Annotated in this window: 27 protein-coding genes; 18 read left to right on the top strand and 9 right to left on the bottom strand. The window is 46.8% G+C overall.

Annotation, left to right across the window (positions count from 1 at the left end):
- Positions 1-77: 77 nt before the first annotated feature.
- The 3 genes from ACOCLE_RS08175 (at position 78) to ACOCLE_RS08165 (ending at position 2,790) form a co-directional block, all read left to right on the top strand.
- Complete coding sequence (locus ACOCLE_RS08175; protein WP_419536289.1) at positions 78-758, top strand: Bax inhibitor-1 family protein; 681 nt, start codon at positions 78-80, stop codon at positions 756-758.
- A gap of 215 nt (positions 759-973) precedes the next feature.
- Positions 974-1,831, top strand: a complete 858-nt coding sequence (locus ACOCLE_RS08170; RefSeq protein ID WP_419536288.1) for an alpha/beta fold hydrolase — start codon at positions 974-976, stop codon at positions 1,829-1,831.
- A gap of 164 nt (positions 1,832-1,995) precedes the next feature.
- Complete coding sequence (locus ACOCLE_RS08165; RefSeq protein WP_419536287.1) at positions 1,996-2,790, top strand: DUF4892 domain-containing protein; 795 nt, start codon at positions 1,996-1,998, stop codon at positions 2,788-2,790.
- 20 nt (positions 2,791-2,810) lie between these two features.
- Here the strand turns inward: ACOCLE_RS08165 and ACOCLE_RS08160 are convergent, their stop codons facing one another.
- The 4 genes from ACOCLE_RS08160 to ACOCLE_RS08145 all read right to left on the bottom strand — a co-directional run bounded on the left by ACOCLE_RS08160 (position 2,811) and on the right by ACOCLE_RS08145 (position 5,724).
- Positions 2,811-3,476, bottom strand: a complete 666-nt coding sequence (locus ACOCLE_RS08160) for a hemerythrin domain-containing protein (RefSeq protein WP_419536286.1) — start codon at positions 3,474-3,476, stop codon at positions 2,811-2,813.
- A gap of 83 nt (positions 3,477-3,559) precedes the next feature.
- Positions 3,560-4,102, bottom strand: coding sequence for a YaeQ family protein (locus ACOCLE_RS08155; RefSeq protein WP_419536285.1), 543 nt, complete (start codon positions 4,100-4,102; stop codon positions 3,560-3,562).
- Positions 4,103-4,174: 72 nt separating this feature from the next.
- Positions 4,175-5,002 carry a hypothetical protein gene (locus tag ACOCLE_RS08150; RefSeq protein ID WP_419536284.1) on the bottom strand — a complete coding sequence of 276 codons (828 nt, stop codon included), beginning with the start codon at positions 5,000-5,002 and terminating at the stop codon, positions 4,175-4,177.
- A 482-nt stretch (positions 5,003-5,484) separates the two neighbouring features.
- The gene (locus ACOCLE_RS08145; protein ID WP_066016959.1) at positions 5,485-5,724 is read right to left on the bottom strand and encodes a YecH family metal-binding protein; all 240 of its coding nucleotides are present in this window, start codon (positions 5,722-5,724) and stop codon (positions 5,485-5,487) included.
- A gap of 203 nt (positions 5,725-5,927) precedes the next feature.
- Between ACOCLE_RS08145 and ACOCLE_RS08140 the strand changes: the two genes are divergently transcribed.
- Positions 5,928-6,983: an ADP-ribosylglycohydrolase family protein gene (locus tag ACOCLE_RS08140; RefSeq protein ID WP_419536283.1), complete on the top strand. Its 1,056-nt coding sequence runs from the start codon at positions 5,928-5,930 to the stop codon at positions 6,981-6,983.
- Positions 6,983-7,414 (top strand): DUF1579 family protein, encoded by a 432-nt coding sequence (locus ACOCLE_RS08135; RefSeq protein ID WP_419537178.1) that lies wholly within the window; start codon positions 6,983-6,985, stop codon positions 7,412-7,414. The genes ACOCLE_RS08140 and ACOCLE_RS08135 overlap by 1 nt, the downstream gene beginning before the upstream one ends.
- A gap of 59 nt (positions 7,415-7,473) precedes the next feature.
- Here the strand turns inward: ACOCLE_RS08135 and ACOCLE_RS08130 are convergent, their stop codons facing one another.
- A complete protein-coding gene (locus ACOCLE_RS08130; RefSeq protein ID WP_419536282.1) occupies positions 7,474-8,139 on the bottom strand; it encodes a potassium channel family protein in 666 nt (221 codons plus the stop codon).
- A gap of 216 nt (positions 8,140-8,355) precedes the next feature.
- Between ACOCLE_RS08130 and ACOCLE_RS08125 the strand changes: the two genes are divergently transcribed.
- From ACOCLE_RS08125 to ACOCLE_RS08110, 4 genes are all read left to right on the top strand, one after another.
- Positions 8,356-10,767 carry a DNA translocase FtsK gene (locus tag ACOCLE_RS08125; RefSeq protein ID WP_419536281.1) on the top strand — a complete coding sequence of 804 codons (2,412 nt, stop codon included), beginning with the start codon at positions 8,356-8,358 and terminating at the stop codon, positions 10,765-10,767.
- A gap of 154 nt (positions 10,768-10,921) precedes the next feature.
- Positions 10,922-11,509 (top strand): outer membrane lipoprotein chaperone LolA, encoded by a 588-nt coding sequence (lolA, locus tag ACOCLE_RS08120; RefSeq protein ID WP_419536280.1) that lies wholly within the window; start codon positions 10,922-10,924, stop codon positions 11,507-11,509.
- Positions 11,506-12,825, top strand: a complete 1,320-nt coding sequence (locus ACOCLE_RS08115; protein WP_419536279.1) for a replication-associated recombination protein A — start codon at positions 11,506-11,508, stop codon at positions 12,823-12,825. Before lolA ends, ACOCLE_RS08115 begins: the two co-directional genes overlap by 4 nt.
- 154 nt (positions 12,826-12,979) lie before the next feature.
- The gene (locus tag ACOCLE_RS08110) at positions 12,980-13,357 is read left to right on the top strand and encodes an ester cyclase (RefSeq protein WP_419536278.1); all 378 of its coding nucleotides are present in this window, start codon (positions 12,980-12,982) and stop codon (positions 13,355-13,357) included.
- A gap of 56 nt (positions 13,358-13,413) precedes the next feature.
- Here ACOCLE_RS08110 and ACOCLE_RS08105 read toward each other — a convergent pair whose 3' ends face one another.
- Positions 13,414-14,670, bottom strand: a complete 1,257-nt coding sequence (locus tag ACOCLE_RS08105) for an amidase (protein WP_419536277.1) — start codon at positions 14,668-14,670, stop codon at positions 13,414-13,416.
- Between the two features lie 211 nt (positions 14,671-14,881).
- On the opposite strand from ACOCLE_RS08105, the gene ACOCLE_RS08100 reads away from it, so the two are divergent.
- Positions 14,882-15,925 (top strand): transposase, encoded by a 1,044-nt coding sequence (locus ACOCLE_RS08100; protein WP_419533005.1) that lies wholly within the window; start codon positions 14,882-14,884, stop codon positions 15,923-15,925.
- On the opposite strand, the gene ACOCLE_RS08095 is transcribed toward ACOCLE_RS08100, so the two are convergent.
- Positions 15,915-16,532: a hypothetical protein gene (locus ACOCLE_RS08095; protein WP_419536276.1), complete on the bottom strand. Its 618-nt coding sequence runs from the start codon at positions 16,530-16,532 to the stop codon at positions 15,915-15,917. The two genes, ACOCLE_RS08100 and ACOCLE_RS08095, sit on opposite strands and share 11 nt — an antisense overlap.
- A gap of 247 nt (positions 16,533-16,779) precedes the next feature.
- Here ACOCLE_RS08095 and crcB point away from each other — a divergent pair, with 247 nt between their 5' ends.
- Together crcB and serS are read left to right on the top strand one after the other, a co-directional pair.
- Positions 16,780-17,181, top strand: a complete 402-nt coding sequence (gene crcB / locus ACOCLE_RS08090; protein WP_419536275.1) for a fluoride efflux transporter CrcB — start codon at positions 16,780-16,782, stop codon at positions 17,179-17,181.
- A 151-nt stretch (positions 17,182-17,332) separates the two neighbouring features.
- Positions 17,333-18,622, top strand: a complete 1,290-nt coding sequence (serS, locus tag ACOCLE_RS08085; protein ID WP_419536274.1) for a serine--tRNA ligase — start codon at positions 17,333-17,335, stop codon at positions 18,620-18,622.
- A 52-nt stretch (positions 18,623-18,674) separates the two neighbouring features.
- On the opposite strand, the gene ACOCLE_RS08080 is transcribed toward serS, so the two are convergent.
- Complete coding sequence (locus tag ACOCLE_RS08080; protein WP_419536273.1) at positions 18,675-20,060, bottom strand: MATE family efflux transporter; 1,386 nt, start codon at positions 20,058-20,060, stop codon at positions 18,675-18,677.
- Between the two features lie 378 nt (positions 20,061-20,438).
- Here ACOCLE_RS08080 and ACOCLE_RS08075 point away from each other — a divergent pair, with 378 nt between their 5' ends.
- From ACOCLE_RS08075 to cysG, 3 genes are all read left to right on the top strand, one after another.
- A complete protein-coding gene (locus tag ACOCLE_RS08075; RefSeq protein ID WP_419536272.1) occupies positions 20,439-20,891 on the top strand; it encodes a precorrin-2 dehydrogenase/sirohydrochlorin ferrochelatase family protein in 453 nt (150 codons plus the stop codon).
- A gap of 64 nt (positions 20,892-20,955) precedes the next feature.
- A complete protein-coding gene (locus ACOCLE_RS08070; RefSeq protein ID WP_419532972.1) occupies positions 20,956-22,236 on the top strand; it encodes an ISKra4 family transposase in 1,281 nt (426 codons plus the stop codon).
- Between the two features lie 39 nt (positions 22,237-22,275).
- On the top strand, positions 22,276-23,235 hold the full coding sequence (gene cysG / locus ACOCLE_RS08065) for a siroheme synthase CysG (protein ID WP_419536271.1): 960 nt from the start codon (positions 22,276-22,278) through the stop codon (positions 23,233-23,235).
- Positions 23,236-23,253: 18 nt separating this feature from the next.
- Here cysG and ACOCLE_RS08060 read toward each other — a convergent pair whose 3' ends face one another.
- Positions 23,254-24,069, bottom strand: coding sequence for a hypothetical protein (locus ACOCLE_RS08060; RefSeq protein WP_419536270.1), 816 nt, complete (start codon positions 24,067-24,069; stop codon positions 23,254-23,256).
- A 159-nt stretch (positions 24,070-24,228) separates the two neighbouring features.
- On the opposite strand from ACOCLE_RS08060, the gene nfuA reads away from it, so the two are divergent.
- From nfuA to ACOCLE_RS08045, 3 genes are all read left to right on the top strand, one after another.
- Positions 24,229-24,810, top strand: coding sequence for a Fe-S biogenesis protein NfuA (gene nfuA / locus ACOCLE_RS08055; RefSeq protein WP_066017465.1), 582 nt, complete (start codon positions 24,229-24,231; stop codon positions 24,808-24,810).
- 84 nt (positions 24,811-24,894) lie between these two features.
- Positions 24,895-25,383, top strand: coding sequence for a transcription elongation factor GreB (gene greB / locus ACOCLE_RS08050; RefSeq protein WP_066017464.1), 489 nt, complete (start codon positions 24,895-24,897; stop codon positions 25,381-25,383).
- A gap of 146 nt (positions 25,384-25,529) precedes the next feature.
- Positions 25,530-25,925, top strand: coding sequence for a hypothetical protein (locus ACOCLE_RS08045; RefSeq protein WP_419536269.1), 396 nt, complete (start codon positions 25,530-25,532; stop codon positions 25,923-25,925).
- Positions 25,926-25,942 lie beyond the last annotated feature (17 nt).

Raw genomic sequence — 25,942 nt, 5'->3', positions numbered from 1 at the left:
CTCGGCCTCTACATAAGGTAATATTTCTCATTGTTTAAAAAAAATGTGTCGTTTATATTGTCTTGATTGGGGTGCTTATGGAAATGGAGCAGAAAAGGGATTTTACAGAGTATCTAACTCTGATTTTTCTTAAGGATAGACAGGTCAGCAAGCCGGTATTCAATCTGGTTGTTGGTCTTGTTCTGATGTGGGGCTTTCTACTCAACTATTGGATTGTACAGTATTTTCCTACGGAATGGCTGACAGCACTTGACCTCTGGGTCTTTCTGCTTCTCTGTTTTGTGATGAGCGGGGTTGGGGTGGTAATTATGCTCTATTACGAAATGCCACTTTTCAGTTTTATTGGTTATAGCATTATGACCTCTACTGTCGGTTTTCTGTTAAATATTTATCTTGGGTACTTTAGTGGTGAAGAGGTGATTCGTGCCATTCAGTATACGGCATGGACCACATTTGGAATGATTATAGCCGCAACCCTTTTACCAAAATTATTTATGCGCCTTCACACGATTCTTGCTGTGATTGTCTCGTCTGTAGTTGTTATTGAATTTGGCTGGATTCTCCTGTTTGGCCAGAGTGGTAATTTTTTTCACTGGATTGTTGCCATCAGCATGTGCGGCTATATTGGCTATCATTGGGCTGATATGCAGGATTGTGGTGATACGCTGGATCAGGCTATTGATTTTGGTGGTTTGCTTTATATGGCCATTATCAACTTGTTCATTCGTATTCTCGAGCTGCTGCGACTCTCAAAGTAGCTGGCTGACTCATGAGCTGTCCCTGTCTTTGAAGTGGGCAGCTCTTCAAGAACTGTTTTCGTTTTCTAATTTCCTGATCATTCCAGATACCCCTTATTTCCATGTCCCTTCTGTGTGTTAGTATTCAGCTATTTTATCAGATCGGCCATGGTATTGATTCGGGTGTGCGATCTTGTTTTTAATGGGCCATTGCTTTGCGTTACAAGGAGTCTTCGATGCAGCCAAGGGAACTGAGCATTCAAACACCTCATCTGACATTTGCAGCCGTGGAGTGGGGGGACCCTCAGGGGCAACCGGTGATAGCCCTTCATGGCTGGCTTGACAATGCGGCAAGTTTTACACCAATGGCAGCAAAACTAAAGGGGATACGGTTAATCGCTGTGGATCAGGCCGGTCATGGTCTTTCTGAACACCGTCCAGCGTGGTTCAGTTATGATGTCTGGCACTACGTTGAAGATTTGGTCTATATTGCGGAGTCTCTGAAGCTTGAACGGTTTGGTCTGCTCGGTCATTCCATGGGAGGGGTGGTCAGTACCATGGCAGCGGGTTCAGTCCTGAAGGATCAGGTTACCGGGTTAGTGGCGATTGATGGGCTTTTCCCCTGGCCAAGGAACCCGGGAGATGCCCCTAAGGCGCTGGTGGACTATATCAATCAACGCAGAACACCGGCTGATCAGCTGCCAGTAACCCGCTATCGATCAAAACAGCAGGCGGTTCGTGCCAGGGCAATGAGCCAGTTCAAAGTGTCCAGGCAATCCTCGGAGCTGCTGGTGGACCGATCGATTATTGAGGATGGCGAAGACTGGATCTGGACGGCTGACCCGCGGCTTAAGTTGGGGTCTCCTACCCGTTTTTCCCTTGAGCAGACCCTGGCATTTCCCCGACAGATCACCTGTCCTGCCCATATGGTCTATGTTGACAGTGGTGCGATCAGTGATGCTATTACCCAGTATCATGAGCAGCTTCCCAATATTCATTTTCACCCGATGAGTGGCAATCATCATCTTCATATGGATGATCAGGTGGAAGCTATTGCTGATATAGTTAACTCTGTTTTAGGCCGAAAATTATGATAGTCTGAAGCGTCGATGGGGGAAGCCTTGGATTGTATTTCATGAATAAAGTGACTGTAGATTTCATGGGTCTACTGAAGACTCTTCAATCGCGCTATTTAACCACTACCAACAAAATTATCTGTGCCTTCCTTTGCCTGGTTATTGTTCCTTCAACTAATGCATTGGAACTTCCAGCGTATCCTAATGCCCGTACTGAGCTTTCCGTCAATGAGAGTCGCCAGAATCATCCGATAATTACCCATCGGATGAAGCGGGTCAACGGCGTTGTTACCTCTGACGGTGCTAAGTGGCTTGATGGGCACCTGATCAGGCACCTCTACTTTCTGCCTCCCGGTCATAGCAGTAACCAGGGCTATGAGTTTTATGTCAGCCTGTTGCGGGCCGAGGGTGTTGAGACGTTGTTCGAATGTCGCAGTTTTTCCTGTGGTGCCAGTAACTTCTGGGCTAATGATATCTTCGACATCTCAACGCTCTATGGTCAGGATAAAGAACAGGCTTTTTATATTGGGAAAAAGCAGAACATCTTTTATGCAGTCTACGCAGTTAGACGCGGGAATGGCCGTATTTATACTTTGGTGGATGTCTTTAAGCCTCATGACTATGAGATGGAAAGTGCTGCGGTACAGAGTAGCGGCAGTAGTTTCCTGAGACTTGCTTCCGGTAAATCAGAGATTGAAAAGAGCTCTGATCTGACGTCATTTTCAGCAAACATGAACTCTGATTCATCCATGAATGCACTGCTTATCATTCACAGCACGGTACCCGATACCCTGGCAGAGCTGGATACATGGCAGATCAAAATGCAAGCGTTGCAAGACTCTATTGTTCAGTATTTAAAGGAGCAGGGGATCAGTGAATCACGATTGCGCTTCAATATATCTATTGGCACTCATGAGAACGTTCTGAATTCAAACGTAAAGCCGTCTTTCTGGTTAGAAATTGTACCTTTGAATTAGATGATTAGAGATGAGATGGCTTAGATGGTGCTAATATGTTCGAACTCTTTCGAGCTTAACTCCTTTTCAGCCACCCTCATCAGTTGTTGGTAAAACTCCGATGGTGCATTGCCCTTTAACAGTGTGATTAAGCTGTCTCTTTCGCTGGGTGTCAGAGCCGGGACGATATACTTAAACCATAACACGATCTGTTCAGGTTCCATATTGGCCATCACTTGATCATGAAGCTGGTTTAACTCTGAGTCAGAAAAATACCGCCAGAACAACGGTAGAAAACGGTTTTCTTCTAATTGCATGTGCTTCAATAGATCGGGGATCAACAGGTTTGCCTGTTGCCTGATGCTTTGGAACTTTTCCTCGGATGGAGCTTCGGATAACACGGATAACTGTTCTGAGAGCATGGTAATCTGATTATCCAGTTGCTCATGTTCTTCAACGTCACGCTGTGTCGTTAAGTTCTGACTCATTTTTTCGGCAAGGGAAACCATCAGTATTTCATTTTCAGAATGAGAGTGGTTTTTTACCATAATCGCCAGTTCAGAAGCCTGTTCTTTTAATGCATGAACTGCACACTGATCTTCTGCATCCGTTGTGTCCATATTTGCCAGAAGTCTGGTCAGGCCGTTACGAAGGCCTTTATGGGGAAAGGCATAGAGGTTGTGACGCATAATGAATCCACTGGGCAAGAGTTTAAGCCCCTTCATAGGGAAGGGACATTCATCATTTAAGATAGTCGCCACTCAAGTTGTTAACCAGTGAATACCCTGCGTCAATGATCAGGAAATCGTTGTGCGATCTCGATTGTCATGCTTTCAGTATCATTGCCCATGGTGACCTGCTGATCCTGTATGATGCAGTGAAGCTTCATGTTTTTGTCAATCTGCCGGGCGAGTTCATTAGCTTCTGCAGGAATTCGATAAATATGCAGGTTATCAAACCGCTTTACTTTGTCCTGGTACTGCTGCCACCAGATATCTGAACTACGGCCTCCATAGTTATAGATAAACACCTGCCTGGATCGGCCACATGCTTTTCTGAGTCGCTTTTCATCGGGTTGCCCAAGCTCTATCCAGGTTTCAATATCGCCACTGAGGCTTTTCTGCCAGATGTCCGGCTCATCATCTGTACTGATCCCACGGGTGAAGGTCAGGTTATCAGATGCGTGAAGTGTCCATGTCAGCAGCCTCAACATTGCCCGCTCATCGTTTTCTGATGGGTGGCGGGCAATGGTCAAGTCATGGTCGGCATAATAATGACGGTTCATATCTGCAATATTGACAGCAGCTTTATAGATGGTTGCTTTCAGGGCCATTAATATCAGCTCGACTAAATAGCGAAGTGTAACCTGAAGCAGTGGCTTTCTGCCAAGCAGAAAGCCAGAAGTTTACTGAAAATGACGGTCTGGATGGCGCAGAGAAAGGTCTCGAATATGTTGATAAATAACCGGGTAATCAATTCCTGCCAATTGAAGAATTTGAGCCAGCTGCTGATACGTATAGCCAGTATCCAGGCGATCACGAAGGATGGTGTTAAATGCCGTTTGACTATCAATGTATGCCTGATAGTAGGGAAGCTCTATGACCTTTTCCATATTCTCAATATAGCGGTACGTGGTCGTTTTCATGGACGCGCTTAGTTGTTCAGGGTCAAGGTGCTGCTCAAATGTCTGACGGGTAATATTACCCATGCTATGACAGGCACTCTGTTTTAAATCATGACTGGCAGGTTTGTTTAAATACTGACTGCATTCTCCAAGCTTATTATTGAATTCATCCAGTACTGAGTTGATTTTGTTTAATGAAAATGCCTGCTTTTGGTGTTTGTCAGACCATGTGGTTAGCATGCTACCCAGCCTATTGATCCAGTTTTTTTTCTGTTCATCAGGGTAGTCTGCCTGGTCGAGTAACTCCTGCCATTGTCTTAAAGCCGCTTCATTTGCGAGTTCAATGGTTTGCCCGGGGATTTCCAGTGCTCTGGGTAACCAGGCAAGGTAAAGTTGGCGAAGCTGATAACGGTAGCCTTCAGTAATCATGCCCTGGGCACTTTTTTGATAGGCATCTGCGAGCATTCCATAATGAAGGGCATACTCAATCAGGTCCCGGTTTGATCGAGCTACAGGTGGTTGAATATTCGTATCAGACAGTTTTAAGGCTTTGGTCTGGTGATCACCTTCAATTTTGTAAACCGATGTGATGGCACTGGAGCTGCTCATTACTGATAACGTGAACAAGCCAGTGCCCAGTAAAATCATGATAGGGAGCTTATTAATAGTCATAATATTCCGAGAGAATTTGGTTGTCTTTTTGTAAAAGATGTTATCGGCATGGTCTTCGCACTTGATGATGTTTTTTGTTAATGACGTTGTTATTCGGCTAGTGCCTCAGGGGGGGGGAGGAAAGTGAGTCTTTGTGAAAGAACAGGAATGGCTTTTGTCAAGATGATGTAATGTTGATGCAGGTCAATATGGCGAAAAAAAACAATACGTATTATGGCTTACGCCTGATGGAGAAAAGAGAAGGGGGATTTCTCCAGTTAAAGGTCTTTACGTCGCGGGGGAGGTGACACAAAGGCCACGAAGATGAGACAGGCAACAACAATAAAATTTTGAAACCGGTTCTTGTGACCGGTTTTTTGTTTCTGTTCAATAAGCTTGAAGAAGTGTGAGTCAAAAAAAAGCCCGTACACGGGCTTTTTTTAATGACAGTGGCAGTTGCACCCTTTGTACTGGATACCTTCACCTGTTTCGATCAGCTTACCTTTATCAACGAACTGATCAACAAGCTCTTCCGCCGTCAGTTCGCGTGCGGAGCAGGTGTGATAACGTGCTTGTTCTCCAAATGCTGCTGAGATAGCGGTTAGGAGCGCCTCTTTGCTCAGAACTACTTCCTGTTCCTTGATCAGGTTCAGTACATTATGACCGTGTACGGATTCCATGGACTTATTCTCATATAAATAGCGTGGACTTTAGTTAACAATACTCTGACTAATGTAATTAAACAGTCGTATATATTCGTATAGGTCTACTGCTTGATCGCCGTTCCAAATGCTCGTGTGTGAAACAGGTGCTAATACCCTGCGACAGCCTATAAATTCAACTATGTTCATGAGGTATATGTGGTTTTATGTGAGGCCGCTCTATGACATCAACACCTACCATCAAATCATATCCTCCAGACATTGGTAAGCTGAGTCGTGTAAAGGGTGGTGTGGCTGGCTTACTGATTGGTGATGCCCTGGGTGTTGGCACTCAGTGGTATTATGACCTCGATCAACTGGCACAGGATTATGGCCCCTGGATTGATACTTATAAGGATCCTGCGGTTAATGGTAGCCATGGTTTTGCCAACATCAGTCATTATCGATATGAGCAGGGAGTCAGGGCCGGAGACCTTTCCCAGACGGGTCAGGTGATTGTATTGCTGCTTGAATCTCTGGCCAGTTGTGATGGCTTCGTACTGGCCGACTTTCTTGAGCGGCTTGATGATTTCTTTGCGCCATTGTCCGGTGAGTCTTTTTCAGGGCGATATACCGATGAATTGATGGTGGATTTGATAAAGATGCGACGAACGGGGTTGCACTGGGGTGATCCCCAGATTGCTTCGGGTTGTGATACCACAGAAGGAGCACAGTTTGTCTCCCTGCTGGCACTGGCTATTGATGACCCGGTTGAGCTGGTAAACGCTGCAGGAAAACTCCTGCAGACATTCTATCGTGAGTCTTTTATACGACAGAATACGCTGGTATTTGCCCTGGTGGTTCAAGCCATGGCTAACAGCATTCCACTGATAGAATTGCCGGGCTACTTAACGGGGATGGCAAAACGTTCTGAGGTGATGTCTGCCATACAGCGTTACGATAATCTCCTGACTCCGGGAAATGGGCAGGTGGCCTGGCAAACAGACACGGTTCATATAGATCCTGCTCTTCATATCAGTCAGGTCTATGGCATGGATTGCCAACTTGTTCATCAGCTTCCCTGTGCTTATTACCTGATACATCGATACCCGGATCAATTTGAACAGGGTGTATTGTCTGCGATTAACGGGGGGGGCAACAATATGGCCAGGGCCGCTTTAACGGGTGTTCTCCTGGGTGCCATGAATGGGCTGGAGTCGATTCCAGATCATTTGTTGAAGGGGATCCATGACAGTGACCGCTATTTAATGCTGGCAGATATGATGAGGGAGCAGTGATGTTGTGGCAAAACGTGTTGAGAACGTTTGTTGGTGAGTTTCGTGTGCAGTCTCACATATACCGGGATAATGAAAAATGCACGTTCCCTGGCATTCAGACAGGCGCACTGGTTAATAATGGCCGGGGTGTGATGGCTCAGTACATCGCGAACTCAGCAGAGGCTGATCCAGTGAGAATGCAGGGGATGCTTACCTATAACAGCAGCCGGGATCGATTCGAGTGTACCTGGGCCGGTAGTAACGTTGATGGCATTGTCTATTACCACAGGCAGTTAAAGAATGAAAAGCTGGTCTTATCGCAAGTCACATCGGATTCAGAGAGAAGGGTAATGACCACTGAATTTCTGGATGACGATCATTTTACCGTTCTATTGAACCCGGGGATGACATTTCCGGATTACCAGTCAGTCTCTGAATTTTCACGCATATAAAGCTACCGACAGTAGTGGCAGTTCATCCGCTGCCACCAGACTTCGTACTGGTTTTCGTGTTATTTTCCAACAAATCTGGCAATCATTACCGTTGGGCTCAGAACTCCCACGATAGCTTCCAGCGATACCAGACTCTGGGCCAGGGAACTAAGTGGCAGGATGTCGCCATAACCAAGGGTAGTCAGGGTGACAAAACTGAAATAGAGATAATCCGGCCAGCTGGAAATACTCTGGTTAGCAAGATCGAAGGCACCGGGAGTAAACAGGTTAACCAGCAGATAAAGATAACTGAACGTGATGCCCGTCAGTAAGTAGAAGTTGATCGCGGCCAATAATTTCTCTGCCTGAGGCTTAACGCTGAATAGGTGTCGGATCAACATCAACATCATACCCAAATGGAACAGCATGCTGGCTATCAGGGTAAAGAAGGGCAGCCATTCTGGTGGGTTTGGAAGCTCAACGACGGCCCTGAGTATGACGATGGCAATACCCGTAATTTGTAACCAGAGACGGGTTTTCGGACTGTTTTCCGTAAGCGACCTCAAGGTAAGAACCAGACTGGCTATCATCAGGCAGGAAAAGAGCGTACCCCCAATGGACTGGTACTCCATGACGATAGGAGAGAAAACGATACTGCATATCAGAGTGGCTAATAGCAGGCCAAGTGAAGCGTCCGGGTTGCGGCTCACTCGTTGTGAGAAGTTCAGGAAGGATCGTCGTAACATTCTTAGCTGGCCTTGAGGGCACTGTCTAAATAAGAGATAGCTCTCTAAAATACCTTGCAAGGTGACAAGGGGCTACAAAAACTGTTCATTCTCACGTTATTGGCCGATGTTTGATCTTTATATGGTATAGGATGCAGGATTGTCCGCAGTTCAGGGCTCGTGTTATCTTCTCAGGTTAAACTACTGTGTTTATAGTCAGTTATTTCAGGGAGCCGAATGGCAGAGTCGGTGAGTAAAAAGAGTAATCAGTTGGATAATGATCAGTCAGACGAGTCTGTTTCCATCCGACGGCGCAAGCGTTCAATCCGGGGGGAAGTGGTGACGGAAGCCCTCTCATTACGGGTGCGTGAAGGCATTATGTTTGGCTGGCTGGTACTGGCCGCTTTTCTCGCGTTGGCACTGGTCAGCTATGATAAGGTTGATCCCGCCTGGTCTCATGTTGGCTCTGTCAACGAGATTGCCAACAGTGCTGGCAGAATAGGCGCCTGGTCTGCCGATTTGTTATTAACCCTGTTTGGGTTTCTGGCTTGGATGGTGCCGGTCATTCTGGTGATCAAGGCGATTAAGGTCTTTCGCTACCGGCATGAACCTGATGAATGGAACTCCTGGTTACTGCTGATTCGCAGTATGGGGTTTATTCTGGCCATTGCTTCAGGTGCTGCGCTGGTTTCACTGCACTATCATGCTTTCAATGAATTGCTGCCACAGGGCAGTGGCGGAATTATTGGGCGATCAGTTATTGAGCAGTTCCTGCCAGCCTTTAATGTGACTGGCAGTACGTTGTTGCTGATGGCGTTGTTCCTGCTAGGCGTGACTCTCTATACCGATCTTTCCTGGTTTCGTCTGATGGACAGTGTTGGCTATTGGAGCCTACGCTTTGCCGTTTACTGCAAAGATCAGTCGATTGCGCTCTATTTTGTGTCGAGAGAGAAGCTGGAAGCCAGAAAGCAAAAGCAACCGGAGAAAAGTATTATACCGCCAGTCAAAAAGCAGGAGCCTGCGTTGAAGCTTCAGGATGAGTATGCGCCTCCGGCTTCACCACCGATGGTAGAAAAGAAAGTCGATAAACCCAATTCCCCGGTTATCATTCCTCCTCCAGCAAGGGAGAAGACGCTTCCTCTGGTTGACAATACTCCGCTTGGCAGTTTACCAACCGTTTCATTACTTGATGAAGCACGCCACTCTGGCAAGGCCATGAGTCCTGAGTCACTGGATGCGATGTCCCGTTTGCTGGAACTGAAGTTAAAAGACTTCAACGTCGATGTCGAAGTGGTTGCCGTTCATCCCGGCCCGGTCATCACCCGTTTTGAGATTCAACCAGCACCGGGTACCAAGGCCAGTAAAATTACCAATCTGGCCAGTGACCTGGCCCGTTCTCTAGCCGTGGTCAGTGTTCGTGTGGTGGAAGTGATTCCCGGAAAGTCGGTCATGGGTATTGAGATTCCGAATGATGACCGAGAAACCGTTTTCTTCAGTGAGATCATTTCATCAAGAACCTTTGATGATGCACAGTCTCCGATCAGTCTTGCTCTGGGGCATGATATTTCAGGTCAGCCAGTGATCGTTGATCTGGCTAAAATGCCGCACCTTCTGGTTGCCGGTACCACCGGCTCTGGTAAGTCTGTTGGCATCAATGCCATGATTTTGTCCATGCTGTTTAAGTCCAGCCCGGAAGATGTGCGGTTAATCATGATTGACCCCAAAATGCTGGAGTTGTCGATTTATGATGGAATTCCGCATCTACTGGCACCGGTGGTGACGGACATGAAAGAGGCGGCTAATGCCCTGCGCTGGTGTGTTGCGGAAATGGAACGTCGTTACAAGCTGATGGCGCATATGGGTGTACGTAACATTGCCGGGTATAACCGGAAAGTGAAAGATGCCCTGGAAAAAGGAGAACCACTGAGGGATCCTTTCTATCAGCCGGTTTCTGCAGAGGATGTGGCTCCTGAGTTAGGTACGCTGCCCTTTATTGTCGTCGTCGTTGATGAATTTGCCGACATGATGATGATTGTTGGTAAAAAGGTGGAAGAACTTATTGCCCGTATCGCACAAAAGGCGCGGGCAGCAGGTATTCACCTGATTCTGGCCACGCAACGTCCATCCGTTGATGTTATTACCGGCCTGATCAAGGCCAATGTTCCCACTCGCATCAGTTTCCAGGTATCCAGTAAGATTGACTCCCGAACCATTATCGATCAGGGGGGCGCTGAACAGCTACTGGGGCATGGTGATATGCTCTATCTACCCCCGGGAACGAGTGTTCCTGTTCGTATTCATGGTGCTTTTGTTGCTGATGATGAGGTACATCGGGTGGTTGCAGACTGGCAGCAACGGGGTACCCCGGATTTTGTTGAAGAGATTCTGAACGGTGTGAGCGAAAGCTCTGAAGGCAGTGCATTCTCCGGCGGTCTGGATAACAGTGAGCAGGACCCGCTGTATGATGAAGCGGTTGCCTTTGTCACCGAGTCCCGCAGGGCATCCATTTCTTCGGTTCAACGACAGTTGAAAGTCGGTTATAACCGGGCTGCCCGAATGATTGAAGCCATGGAGGCGGCAGGTGTCGTCAGCCCAGCATTGAGTAACGGTAATCGAGAAGTCATTGCTCCACCACCGCCCAAGCATTAATTATCCAGATAAGATCATTTATATGATGAAGAAAACGCGGTTATTTGCTGTTTTACCACTGGTTTTTACTATTAGTATTCCAGTCTGGTCTCTTGAACAGAAATCAGTTCAACCATCCATGCAGTCAAAGGCTGAAAGCAGTACGCCTGCCAGTATGAAACATGATAAAAAAGCTGTTGATGAACTGTCTAAAAAACTGCAGGCCATGAATACTGTCAGTGCAAATTTCTCTCAGAGCACGATGGATAAAAGCGGTCGCCCTAAAGTTGAGAAGGGAAGCATGCAGCTGAAGCGGCCAAACCAGTTTCGCTGGAATATCACTTCTCCGTTTAATCAGGAGATCATCGCCAAAGGTGGCAAGCTCTGGATGCTCGATCCTGATTTTAAGCAGGTGGTGATTAAAAAACAGGATAACCAGTCAGGACCTACCGCGGTTCAGCTACTCAGTGGTGATGCCAGAGAGTTTCTGACAGAGTACGCAGTGACTCGAATGAACTATGGCCCTGAGGTGGTTTATACCCTGAGACCCCGCAAAGCGTCGGACCTTTTTGAAATGCTGGAAATTCATTTTTCAAGAGATGAGATTTCTGCCATCAGTATTGTGGATTCTCTTGGTGGTAAGCGTCGCATTGACTTTACCCGGGTGAACCTCAATCAGCCTGTAGACAATAAATTGTTTGAGCCTGACCTGAAGAAGTTAAAGAAGGCCGGCTTTGATATTATTGATGAGAGCGGGGTATGACCTCACTCTTTGATACCCCTGTGGCTGATCGCTATGAGCCCCTGGCGGCGAGAATGCGTCCCCGAACGCTCGATGAATACCTGGGTCAGGAACATATTCTAGGAAGAGGAAAGCCCCTGCGGGAAGCGCTTGAGCAGGGCATGCTCCATTCCATGATTTTCTGGGGGCCTCCCGGTGTTGGCAAGACAACACTGGCCAGACTGATTGCCACGAAAACTGACGCTCACTTTGAAACACTTTCTGCCGTACTTTCCGGCGTTAAAGATATACGGGAAGCGGTGGCAAGAGCCAAGGATGAACAGCGATTTTATCAGCGTAAAACTGTACTGTTTGTTGATGAGGTCCATCGGTTTAATAAATCTCAGCAGGATGCATTCCTGCCACATATAGAAGATGGCACCGTTATTTTTATCGGAGCCACGACTGAAAACCCATCGTTTGAACTCAACAATGCCTTGCTTTCAAGGGCCAGGGTCTATGTACTCAAGTCACTGGGTGAGGAGGCGATTGGCCAGTTGGTTGATCAGGCCTTGACCAATGAAGAGAGAGGGCTGGGGGGCAAGGGGATCCAGCTTGATAAGAGTGCCAGGGATATTCTGATTCGTTATTCTGACGGTGATGGTCGTAAGGCACTCAATACTCTTGAAGTTGCGTCTGATCTGGCTGAGAGCGGGGTTATCACATCTGAGGCTATTCAGGCCATTCTTGCTGACACAGGACGCCGTTTTGATAAAGGCGGCGATGCTTTTTACGATACTATTTCAGCGTTTCATAAGTCAGTTCGCGGTTCTAACCCGGATGCAGCGCTTTACTGGGCTGCCCGAATTGTGGATGGGGGAGGGGATCCGCTCTATGTGATTCGCAGGCTGGTGGCCATCGCCAGTGAGGATATCGGCAATGCGGACCCTCGAGCGCTGGAGATTGCCATTAATGCCTGGCAGGCATTTGAGCGGCTGGGGGCACCGGAAGGGCTTCTGGCTCTGGCCCATGCCACGGTTTATTGCGCCTGTGCACCAAAAAGTAACGCAGTATACAAAGCCTGGAAAGCGGCATTGGCTGACGTTAAAAGCAGTCCATCCTATGAGGTACCTCATCATCTGCGAAATGCACCGACCCAGTTAATGGGAAGCCTGGGCTACGGTGATGGTTATCGTTATGCTCATGATGAACCCAATGCCTATGCCGCAGGGGAGTGTTACTTTCCTGAGGAAATGAATGCTCCGGGCTATTACCAGCCTAATGACCGTGGATTGGAGATTAAGATTAAGGAAAAGCTGGCCTGGCTCAGGCGTCTTGATGAAGAGAGTGCTCAATAATGATATTATCCAATCATATTTCTAGTCGGTTATAATCATAGCCAATCTTGAACTGAAACTAATGTTAGCCAATGTGGTAAAGGTTGACTATGTCGTCTACGTTTATCGCTTAACTGAATTTGCTCTGTATCGATCAGTTGTCGAGGTGTCGAATATGGATCTGAAGCAAAATAAACTGAATGCGATTAATTTTTATCAGATGGCTTATCAGGGGGAACCAGCAAAAGCGTTTGACCTCTATGGAGGTAATGAGTACATACAACACAACCCGGATGTTGCCAACGGTAAGGAAGGGTTGGTCGATTATTTTACCCGCATGAAAGAAGAGTATCCTGATAAAGAAATAAGTTTTGTCAGGGCTATAGCTGAGGGAAATATGGTAGCCCTTCATACTCATCAAGTATGGCCAGGTAATGATGAATACATCACGATGGATTTTTTCAGGTTTGATGAGAAGGGAAAAATCGTAGAGCATTGGGATTCCATTCAACAAATCCCGAATAAGACCTTGAATGGAAATAGTATGTATTAGGACCTGTGACATGTAATTGCCAACAGGCCCTGTCTTGCAGGATGAACAGATATTGGTTAGAGCTTTGATTTGATCTTTGGCTCTTGATTAACTGACCATGCATTTCTCATTGGATCAAAGTATGGTCTTTTTTTCCATGCTGGATGGTCTTTATCTCTTTTATAGATGCTTTTTTCCACTAGAGCACCAAGCATCATTAACAAATATTCACTATTGTCATCACCCATTAACTGAAGGCCTATTGGCAGGTTGTCCTCATCAAACCCACAGTGAACAGTGATACGTGGACCACCGGTAAGATTTGCGAGGCCTGTGTGTGCCGTCATAAGATAGGTTTTAGGTAGATTTAATTCACCATTATCAAAGCTCTCAAACCACGGGCGAGAGGCCTTTGGCGCAGTGGTTAGTAGGGTTGGCATCGCAATAATATCGACTTTAGAAAATACATTGTTCTGGAAGTGATGAGCCAGCCTTTTCTTGTTTTCGTGCGCTTTTTCAATCGTACTTTGATCCAGAGAGAGCCCCATAATCAAAGCAAGTTCAATTTCGGCAGGAATTCCTTTATCGATATAGCTTGCTTTTCCTTCAGCTTCACCTCGGCCAAACAGTACAGCATGAGTATCCCATAGTGGTTTTTCGAAACCTTTAGGCAAATAGTCCATTTCCAGAAGATTGGGAGTAGCTCCTGATTGCTCAAGAGAATCAGTCAGTCTTTCAAGGCAGGTGATGGTGGTTTCAGCTACTTCTTTTGATGCATGCTCAAACCACTGGGGGTCAATACCGATACGGAGGTCTTGCAACGTATCTGCAACCTGGCTTGTTGGCCATTGACGACTGGTCAACATGTAGCCCTCTGCAATGTCCTCAAAAGACTGGCCAATAAATCCAATGGCGACAAGCCCAGGTGCAGCATTGTCATAGTTTTTAACAGACAATTTCCCTTCGGTAGGCTTAAGTCCGGACACAGCATTGTTAGCGGCCGGAATCGATATTGAACCTCCTCCATCCGTTCCCAGTGCCAGAGGTCCTCCTATCCCTGCAAACATAGCCGAACCACTGGAAGACCCTCCTGGAATATGAGAGCTGTTAAAAATATTTCCAAGTCGGGGGTAATGAGGGTTCAAACCGAAGGCACCCAAACCAAAAATATGCTGATTACTCTTTCCAAGAACAATAGCCCCTTCATCGATCATTCTCTTTACAACTTCGGACTGACTATCCTCACTGTGAATGACAAACTCCTTATCTACACGAAAAGGATCAAGTCCATAGGATGTGGTATAACCTGAAACATTAATTTCATCTTTTACCATAATAGGAATACCTTCAAGTGCTCGAACTACTCCAGCCTGACGGCATTGCCGTAAATCCCCTTGATAACTCTCACGGCAAGTTTGCCACCTTTCTGATGATGCTTTGGCCTGACTTCTAGCAAGTACCCTGTTTTTTTTGATAATCTAGGACTTTCGCATTGACAGGCAGCTGTAAAAATTGCTAGATCAGCAAAAAATAGCGGATGTCGTCGTGCGTAGAAAGATAACAAGACCTACAACAGCTGGGTGTGATTTGCCGAAATATACAGGGTTTCTATTGTGTGAGCCGAAATCAGCAACCTGTACTCGCCTTAGTGAGATCGGAGATATGTCACACCACAGCGTTAACCGTTTTCTACAACGTGAAGACTTTGCTCCCAATGACCTTTTCATGGAAGTAGCCGCAAGGCTGATTCTTGATGGGGGCACGCTATCGGTTGATGATACGGTGCTGGATAAGCCGTACAGTAACTACACGGCATTCATCGGCTATCATTACTCGGGCAAGCATCATAAAGCCGTCAAGGGCATTAATCTCATAACGCTCTATTACACCGATATCAAAGGCTATAGCCTTCCTGTCAATTTCCGTATCTATGACTCTGCGGACGGAAAGTCCAAAAATGATTATTTTCTCGAGATGCTGAAAGAAGTACTTGTATGGGGCTTACGACCTGCATTTGTTACGGGGGATTCCTGGTATAGCAGTGCCGCAAACCTGAAGACTGTGAAAAACAACGGTCTGGGTTTTATGTTTGCCGTTAAAAGCAACCGTACTGTTTCTATCCAAAAGGGTGACTACCAACAAGTGCAGAGCCTGGAGATTCCTGAAGAGGGAATAACCGTTTGGCTACGTAATTTTGGTTCTGTGCGTTTGTACCGGACGCGGCTAAAAAACGAGCTGCGCCATTACGTCGTCTACACACCCCATGCTGGATCAGAGGTATCACCACAGGTAGGCTTTAATGAACTTCACCTGCACCATTGGGCGATCGAAGAGTATCACCGGGCGCTGAAACAACTCTGCAGTATTGAGCGCTTTCAGGTGAGAGGAAAGCAGCAGGTCAGGAACCATATTTTTGCCTCTATCTTTGGGTATGCCTGCCTTCAGGCCAAGAAAGTATCTGAATCTCTCAGTAGCATCTATCGCGTTAAGAATGATGCGCTCAAGGATGCTATTTGGGACTTCATTAAGAGCTTCTCTGATGGTAAAGACTGGCTGAGACCATCTTTTATCAGAGCTGTCAATGCGTAAGTTCTATAATCATATCTTGAATATGCCAGGGTCCTTCACGGTCAAGCCAAAAGTAGAAGTTATCTATAACTTCATCAGGTTCAAGGCTGGTGTTTGCATAATTCTGGTGATAGAAATGTATGCCATTTGGCTTATCTTCATCCCTGATTTTCTCAAGAAACTGCTCTGTTATTTGATGGTTGTTATCATGGCTTTCATATTTTGATTTTGCAGTTTTTTTCGGAATATCTGCATTGAGTTTTGAGAGTTTGTATTCATTAAATAGTTTAGGTGTATCTGGAGTAATACCACTCTCTGAAAGTAAAGAATTGACTTTACGTTCACGGTTTTTCTTAAACTCTTCCTCATCATAGGCCTTTGAACTAAACAGCCACAACGCGTTTGCTTTGGGGTCTGATATTAGATTCAGTAGAACCCTTTTGCTAGTTAACTCAAATCCAGAAGCCTGGTCGGACGTGATCAGCCAAGGAGGAATGAAATTTTTATCAATATGTCTTGAAGTATCAATTGAATCTCTGACCTCATCAATCGTAATACTAGGGCCTGCAAAGCTAAGTGGACTCAGCATTATCAGACCTTGTAAAGTGAGTACCTTTGCCGTTTTCATTCGATGTAAGTTCATCTTGTATATTCTTAAATTATGGATTGATAGTGTTCTAGCAAGTTAGATACGTTTAGCGAATGACAGTTCAGATTTATTTCTTTTTGTTTCTTTCTTTATATTGGGAAAAGTATCTTCTTTTACGGAAAGTTCCAGTTTTGTTGCTCATTTACACATTTTGATTTAATCGCCAAAATAAACCCTTGAAACGATGTAATATTTGTCTCAGATCTCATCTGAAAAGGAATCTCTGATGCAATACCCGTATATGTTGAACTACCTTGCAGTGGCAGCCGGGGGAGCCCTGGGTGCATTGGCACGTTCACTGGTTTATGAGTGGTATGCCAAATCCGGGAATGATCAGCTATTTCCGCTGCCGACATTGACGGTGAACATAATTGGTTCGTTTCTTATCGGAATTGGCTGGTATTGTCTGGTAGAAAAAAGCTTGCTTCCGCCAATCTGGAAAGATTTTGCCACGGTAGGCTTTCTGGGAGCATTAACTACCTTTTCCACTTTCTCACTGGATATTTTCCGGCTTTTTCAGTCTGATCGGTTTGTTGAGGCGATAGCTTATATGCTGGCCAGCGTTATTTTGTGCCTCGTGGGTACCTGGTTAGGTTATCAGGGCATTCGAGTCATTCTGAACGGGTGACAGATCACCACGATCTGTCACTATCATTATCGAATGTCTTGTTCTCATGGTGTATGATCTGCAGGTTACCCTGATCGGAGCCTGTACATTTAAAATGGCTTCTAAATCCAGGGATGTAAACCATCGTCCAATCAGTTAATTTGGTAGGAATATGCTAGACCCTAAGCTCGTTCGCAGCACTCCTGAAGCTGTGGCAGAACAGCTGTTAAAGAAGCACTACAAACTGGATGTTGAGCGTCTGGTTTCTTTGGAAGAGCGTCGCAAATCACTCCAGGTTAAAACTGAGCAGCTGCAGAGCGAACGTAAGTCGGGTTCCAAGGAATTTGGCAAAATCAAGGCGCAGGGTGGTGATGTTTCGGCACTTAAAGAGCGCATGGATCAGGTCAATGCCGAGCTTAGGGAAAATGAGCAGGCCCTGTCCGAACTGCAGGATGAATTGAATAACCTGTTGCTGGAAGTGCCTAACCTGCCAGACAGTTCTGTACCAGAAGGTAAGGACGAGAACGATAATGTTCTGGTTCGTACCTGGGGTGAGCCACGGAAGTTTGAGTTCGAGGTTAAAGACCACGTTGATCTGGGTGAAACCCTGGGCCTGGATTTCGAAGCGGCAGCAAATATTTCCGGCTCCCGCTTTGCCATGCTGCGTGGAAAAATTGCCCGACTGCACCGTGCACTGGCTCAGTTTATGCTGGATGTTCAGACTACTGAACACGGTTATGAAGAAATCATTACCCCTCTGCTGGTCCATGACAAAGCGCTTTACGGTACTGGTCAGCTACCAAAATTCGGTGAAGACCTGTTCAAGACCGCCTGTGATGATGATACCGGTGCTGATCAGAAGCAGTTTTTCCTGATTCCTACGGCCGAAGTTACCCTGACTAACCTGGTGCGTGAGCAGATTGTTGAAGCAGATCAACTGCCAATCCGTCTGACGGCGCATACTTCCTGTTTCCGTAGTGAAGCGGGCAGTTATGGCCGTGATACCCGCGGTCTGATCCGTCAGCACCAGTTCGAAAAAGTTGAGATGGTTCAGATCGTCCATCCTGAGAAGTCTTTCGATGCCTTGGAAGAGATGACCGGACACGCAGAAGCCATTCTGCAGAAGCTGGGCCTTCCTTATCGTGTGGTTGCATTGTGTGGCGGCGATATGGGCTTTGGCGCTGCCAAGACCTATGATCTTGAAGTCTGGCTGCCTGCTCAGGATCAGTACCGTGAAATCTCTTCCGTCAGTAACTGCGTTGATTTCCAGGCACGCCGTATGATGGCTCGTTTCCGTAATGAGTCTGGAAAGCCGGAGTTGGTTCATACGCTGAATGGTTCAGGTCTTGCCGTGGGCCGTACTCTGGTGGCTGTACTGGAAAACTACCAGGATGAAGAAGGCCGTATCCACGTGCCTGAAGCACTCCAGCCTTATATGGGTGGTTTGAAGATTATTGAATAATCTTTCTTACAAAAAGGCTTCCTTAATGGAAGCCTTTTTTATCCAGATCTTTTTACGCTTCAGCTTCTACAGTCAGGTTTTTCAACCAGTATTTTGCCAGAACGCGGTAAAGCACCAGAACCGCTTTTGTCACTTCCTCCATCAGCGCACAGATAAACACCAGATAAAGTGGCCAATTCCAGATATTCACCGCAGCCCACGCCAGGGGAACCCCCACAAACCACATACCAATGACATTGATGGCTGCCGTGGCTTTCACATCACCTCCGCTGCGCAAAACACCAACAATCCCCGTCAGGTTGATGACCCGGATACACAGGGCAAAACCGGCAATAATCAGCACCTCGCTGGCCATTTTTAAGGTTTCACCCTGAAACTTACCGAACATTCTGACGATCTCTTCATTAAAGATCAGGGTAATAAAGCCAATTAACAAAGCGATTGCCGGAGCCGCCAGCATAAAGTAGCGGCTCTGTTTCCAGGCCAGTTCAAATTCTCCAGCGCCGAGTTCCTTTCCAAGAATAATCGAAGTGGCGATGGCGAACCCGATAAACAGGGAGATCAGAACACCTTCAACGGAAGAGATCGCACTCATCACCGCCAGCTCAACAACCCCCATCTGGGCAAACATCAGATTGTACAGCACCAGACCAAATGACCAGAGACCGTCCTGAATCAACATCGGGACACAGATGCCAATGTACTTAATCCAGTGTCTGCGGTTTTTGCACTGCAGAAAATCTGCCTTCACCGGTATCAGGCCAGGGCGCACCTGGAGGATGTAATAGATGAGTAATCCAACCTGAATCAACCGCGAGATGGTGGTTCCCCAGGCTGATCCTGCAACCCCAAGTGCCGGAAAGCCAAAGTGGCCATAGATGAGCAGGTAATTAAACAGCACATTCATAAGAATGGTGATAAAACCAATGCGCGTTGGGGTTTTTGCGTCGTTATTCGTTCTCAGCAGGGCTTCCAGTGGGATTGTGATCGCTACACAGAGAAAGGAGGGTGCAGTGATAATGAGATAACTGCTGCCCAGAGCCTTCAGTGTAAGATCATCACTGACCAGCCCCATGATCTGTTCTGGAAAGAGCAGGTACACAATGGCAAATGGGGTGGTGATGGCCAGTGCTGCAATGATGGTTTGAACTAGCGTCCTGCGAACGCCATCCATATTTCGGGCACCAATATACTGCGCGGCCAGAATGCTCATCCCACTGCCCAGGGCGGCAATCAGAATCAGGTTAAAGAAGAAGATCCGGTTACCCATACCCACCGCAGCAACTTCGGTTTCACCCAGCATGGACACCATGAAGATATCGATCAATCCAAGCATTGAAAACATCATGGATTGCAGGGAAATTGGCAGCGCCAGTTGCCAGAGATTGCGCAGAAAGTCCCGGTTTGGGGCTGTGTTTTCAGTAGTTTGACTGGTCATAAGGCGACTAACAATTATTGGGGCCTGAAGCGCGTTTCAATCCATGAAGGAGGGGAATAGTCTCATTCGGATATAAACAGCCATGAGCTGTAAAGCATCCTCGTTGTCGTTATGTCGGAGTAATGCAATCACAGTATAAAAAGCTATATCGTCATCTTTGATATCAACTGTACTCTCATAGTCGCATAAGATATAAGTCGGATTTTTCCTTATCCTACATCCGTGCTTGGCTTATTTATAACTTTTAAGAATAGATGATAAGAAAACATTGTTATCTTTGTTCTGTCGTATGCTGGTAAACTCGTGCCATCCATGGTTCGGCAAGCCGTGCCAGAGGCTTATGTGGCCTGAGCTAACCCAACAAATAACGAGAAGAACATGGACTATCTGCCATTATTTCTACAGGTACGTAACCAGCGCTGTCTGGTGGTGGGTGGTGGCGATATCGCCCTGCGTAAAATCAGGCTTCTCAAGGCTTCTGGTGCCACTGTTCGAGTGGTCGCCAGTGAGATCTCTTCAGATATTTGTGAGTTTCTTCCCGGCAGTGATGACCAACTGCTGGAAAAAGCATTTGATCATCATGATCTCAATAATGTTTGTCTGGTCATTGCCGCAACGGATGATGAGGGTGTTAACCGGCAGGTAGCCCTGTTGGCACAACAGCGACAACTGTTTGTTAATGTGGTGGATGATGCGGATGCTGGTAATGCAGTGATGCCGGCAATCGTTGATCGTTCGCCTGTCGTGGTCGCCTTCTCTACCGGAGGAAAAGCACCGGTTCTAGCCCGTCTCCTGAGACAGAAGCTGGAAACGGGTGCTCTCTCTGAATGATTGAAACAATAGTGCTCTATTTTCACAGCTACTATGGGAACACCACTCATAATAGTTAACTGTCATGCCCGCTTCTGTTATTTCCAGCTCTACCAAAAGCATCGTTTTGCAAATTGAAGTTTCTATAGATTCAGGCAACATGCTGAATCTTGAAGATAGTTTACAGCGTGCACTCAATGAAGCCGGGCAGCTTGGAACAAAAGAGTTATTGGGGCTATTTGAATCACCCAATAAAGAACCTATCGTCGTTAATCAGCAGAAGTGGAACTACAAAGGAAAGGTTCTTAAGCACTATGAAACCTTATACGGTCGTATACCTTTGGAGCGCTCCGTATATCAGGGTGTCAGAGGTGGCAGTACTCTGGCAGCACTTGATCTTCGTGCCGGTATTATTGGTTCAGCTACCCCCAAATTTGCCAAGTCTATCGCCTGGAAATACAGCCAGATGCCAGCGCCTGCGGTAAAAGAAGATTTTGAGACCAACCATCAAAGGACGCTTTCAAATTCTTATATCAAGCATTTATCGGACAGAGTAGGTGCATTAATTGAAGACCAGCAAGACACTCACTACCACCTTCCTCCACTAAAAGAGCCTGTTGAAACAATAGCCATTGGTCTGGATGGAACCTGCATGCTGCTTTGTGAAGAAGGCTGGAGGGAAGCCATGTGTGGGACATTGAGCCTATATTCTGCAGATGGAGACAGGCTCCACACGATATATACAGCCAGTTCGCCAGAGTATGGTAAACAAAGCTTTATGAGCAAGCTCGACGAGGAGATTGCAGATCTAAAACGACTCTACCCAAATGCCACATACATCGGGGTAGCTGACGGGGCTAGAGAAAACTGGAGTTATTTGAAACAACATACCTCTGGGCAGATACTCGATTTTTATCATGCATCTGAATATTTAGCTGGAGCAGCGGAAGCACTGTTTCCAACCAGTAAGGCGAAGCGACACCAGTGGCTTGAAGACAGGCTACATAGTTTGAAAAACAAGCGTGGAGCAGCCAAAAAAATCCTTCAGGAAATTGAATCAGCCGAGCTCCCGAAAAAGACAATCGCACTGACAGAGAAGCGCTACAAAGCTGTGAGCTATTTTACAAACAATCACCAGTTAATGAATTATCATCAGGCGCTTAAACGCCATTGGCCAATAGGTTCAGGAGTTACTGAAGCGGCTTGTAAGACTCTGGTAAAGCAACGATTATGTGGTTCTGGAATGAGGTGGAAAGCAACAGGAGCGGAAGTGCTTTTGACAACAAGAGCACTGATCCAGAGTAAGGGGCGCTGGGAACAACTTTGGTCTGAGTTCATGACTGGAAAGGTTGAAGCTAACCTATGAGTCAGTTATCAAATTGAGAGAGCACCCCTGGAAACCCTGTTGCCCCAGGGATATGGCCGACTGGCTGCACTGGCTGGTGAGTGTCGCGATATGGTCAAAGCCAGATTCAGTCAGATCAATGATCGCCGGTATTTCTGGGAGAAGGTGTTGGCAGGACCTGCTGCCGAAAAGGCTCTGATGGGGGATCTTCAGGGTGCCCGGAGTTTTATTGAGCAGACCCTGGAAAACACCTCTGAGCAGAAAACCGGTGAAGTGTATCTGGTTGGTGGAGGACCAGGTGATCCAGACCTTCTGACCTTTAAAGCACTGCGGCTGATGCAGCAAGCCGATGTCGTGCTTCATGACCGGCTGGTTTCTGAAGATGTTCTCGCACTGTGTCGCCGGGATGCAGATTATATCTACGTTGGAAAAAAGCGAGATCGACACGCACGGCCCCAGGAAGAAATTAATGCCCTGTTGGTCGAGTTGGCCAAAGAAGGTAAGCGGGTTCTTCGATTGAAGGGGGGAGACCCCTTTATCTTTGGCCGCGGTGGTGAAGAGATTGAAACACTGGCCAGCGAGGGAATACCTTTTCAGGTGGTGCCTGGTATTACTGCCGCTTCCGGTTGTGCCAGTTATGCCGGTATTCCTCTCACCCATCGGGATCACGCCCAGTCTGTCCGATTTGTCACTGGGCACCTGAAAGATGGCAGCTATGCCCTGAACTGGAATGAAATGCTGGATCCTGGTCAAACGCTGGTGTTTTACATGGGGTTACTGGGGCTTCCCCGTATCTGCCAGGAATTAATGGATCATGGAAGGGCTGCACAAACGCCCATTGCCTTGATTCAGCAGGGAACAACCCGGAATCAGCGGGTCTTCACCGGCACCCTGGCAACCATTAATAAGATTATTGAATCAGAAAAGGTAAAGGCACCCACATTGATCATTGTTGGCAGTGTAGTGACACTGCATGAGATGTTAAGCTGGTACAACAATGAGAAGCTTCTGGAACAGTAAGTTCCAGAAGCGTGTGAGTCAGACTTCCAGTGCTTCCAGTGGGTCTGGATAAACAAATTGATAATTCAGCGCTTTTTTCAATTTGTCGCAATTCACCAGACGGTAGGGCATGGGTTTATCGATAAAAATAGGAGGCTCAATGCCCATGACTTCACAGGACTTGGTGTAGAGCTGGCGACGGGTAGGGTGCTCATCCGCTGAAGCATTAAAGACCTCCCCGAACAGGTTTTTGGCAATGATCTGCTCAATGATTTGCAGACAGTCTTCCCGATGTATCATATTCACCGGGTCGTCAGCGCCACCCAGCGCTTTGCCCGAAAAGTAGCGGCCAGGTTGATATTCACCGCCAATAAGGCCTGAGAAGCGAAGGACCGTGGTTCTCAGGTCATCATGATTGGTGAACAGTTCTTCAATATCCAGCCATGCGGTGTCAGAGAATGGAGACTCAATTCGTACGGCATCTTCTTCCGTTACTTCGTCGTTATTTTGGGGGTAGACAGACGTTGCACTGATCAGAATAATTTTTTTAACTCTGGATTGCTCAATACGTTGAAGGAGAGCTTTCATCTGGCGAAAGTAAAAGTGGGGCTGACCATCGCCTTTTCCAGGCGGAATATTGATGAAGAGAATATCGGTATCAAGAAACGCATCAATATCACCCTCTGGTTCCGGTGAAAGCCCAATCCTATAAGGCTCCATGGCAACGGCAGAAATGGCTTCCATCTTTTCTTTACGGGTGGTGGAACCCTTGACTGGGTAGCCATCTTTCACCAGTCGTTCGCCTAATGGCATGCCCAGCCAGCCACAACCCAGAATGCTGATGGTTTCTTTCATTATCGATCTCTTTCTTGCTAATGAATTGCAAATGCGAACTTTTTCGCTGATTGTTGCAACAAATGAAACAGTTCTGAATAACCGAGTTACCCGGTAGGGATTCTCTGAAGCGTTCCAATGACATAGAATAGCCATGAAGTTAATAGAGGAAGTGTTGCGTTGAACATTACATTCACTGAAGCCGCACAGAAATATCTTGCCCAATTATTAGAAAAACAGGGGGTTGAGGGGATTGGTGTACGCCTGTTTGTCAGTAATCCCGGCACGCCTCATGCAGAAACCTGCCTTGCCTATTGTAAGCCAGGGGAAGAGAAAGAGGGTGATTTGACCCTGGAGCTTGAGTATTTCAACTGCCATGTGGAAGGTCCAAGTGAGCCTTTTCTGGAAGAAGCCGTTGTTGATTTTGCCGAAGACAAGCTGGGTGGCCAGCTGACCATCAAGGCACCCAACGCCAAGATGCCCAAAGTCAATGAAGACAGCCCTCTGGATATAAAAATCAACTACTTCCTGCAGACGGAGGTTAACCCTGGGCTGGCCTCCCACGGTGGTGTGGTTTCACTGGTGGAACTGGATGATGGTATTGCTGTTCTTCAGTTTGGTGGTGGTTGTCAGGGGTGCGCTGCGGTCGATATGACCCTTAAGGATGGTGTTGAGAAAACGTTGATGGAGCGCATACCGGAATTGAAAGGCGTTCGTGATGTGACGGATCACAGTAATACCGAGAATGCGTTTTACAAATAAAGCATGTCATTTAGAAGAGGGAGGTGGTGTCCACTTCCTTTCTTCATTGTTTCCCTTTTCACCTTTGGTTTTCGGTTTCACCCTATGAAGTCCCCCCTTATTACCCGTGCCGGAAAAGAAAAGCTTGAGCAGGAGCTTCAGTATCTGTGGCGAATAAAGCGCCCTGAAGTGACACAGGCTGTTTCTGAGGCTGCAGCTCTCGGGGATCGGAGTGAGAATGCGGAATATAAAGAAGGAAAGCGACAGCTCCGTGAGATTGACCGTCGTATACGATACCTTAGTAAACGGCTTGAAATCCTGAAGGTTGTCGATTATTCACAAGAGCAGGAAGGCAAGGCTTTTTTTGGTGCCTGGGTTGAGCTGGAAAGTGAAGCTGGTGAACTGCTCCATTGCCGTATAGTTGGCGCAGACGAGATTGACGTGAAAAACAACCACATTACCATCGATTCCCCAATGGCCAAGGCAATGGTTGGGCGTCAGGTCGATGATGAAATTGTGGTGAATGCACCGGGTGGACGCAAAATATGGTTCATCAATAAAATACAGTATCAGCCTTTTTCAGATGATGAATAGGCAAAGCTATGGTTTTTCAGGCTTTATTAATGGTACTTTTACTTAGTGGTAAAGATACCGGTATAACTCTCTGAAATAATGGTGTATCTTCTCCCGCCTTTTTGAAATCCCAAGCTCATTCAATCACCCAGTAGTCCGACGGAACTGTGAAGCGTTATAAACAGGCCATTTTATCCAACTTTTTTGTCACCGAAGACGGCAGTGCTGTGCGTCATCTGGTCGAGGCAAATCTGGATATTGAGTCAAGAAGTGACCGTACGCTCTGTACCGAAGTCCTGAACAGTGACTGTCGCTACGAGGTGTTGGTTAATGGCCATCTTTCCAGTGTCTGCATGATCTGCTCAGCCATTCTTGACCGCAGGATCAGCAATATGCCGGTAGAGCGTAAAGTCAGTTACGGCAAAAAGCAGGCCATTGAGGTCTATACACCACCCGATACCCAGTTATCACTTCTGGGAGGGGGGGAGTTTATTCAGATTACCGAGTGTAAAGTGATCACTGCAATAGAAGAACAGCCCGAGCAAATCGAGCTGTTTATTTGAGTAAAAGTCAGCTTTAT

It is taken from the genome of Endozoicomonas sp., from assembly GCF_965196975.1.
In the GTDB taxonomy this organism is placed as follows: Bacteria; Pseudomonadota; Gammaproteobacteria; order Pseudomonadales; family Endozoicomonadaceae; genus Endozoicomonas.
This window is presented reverse-complemented; position numbering and strand designations above follow the sequence as displayed.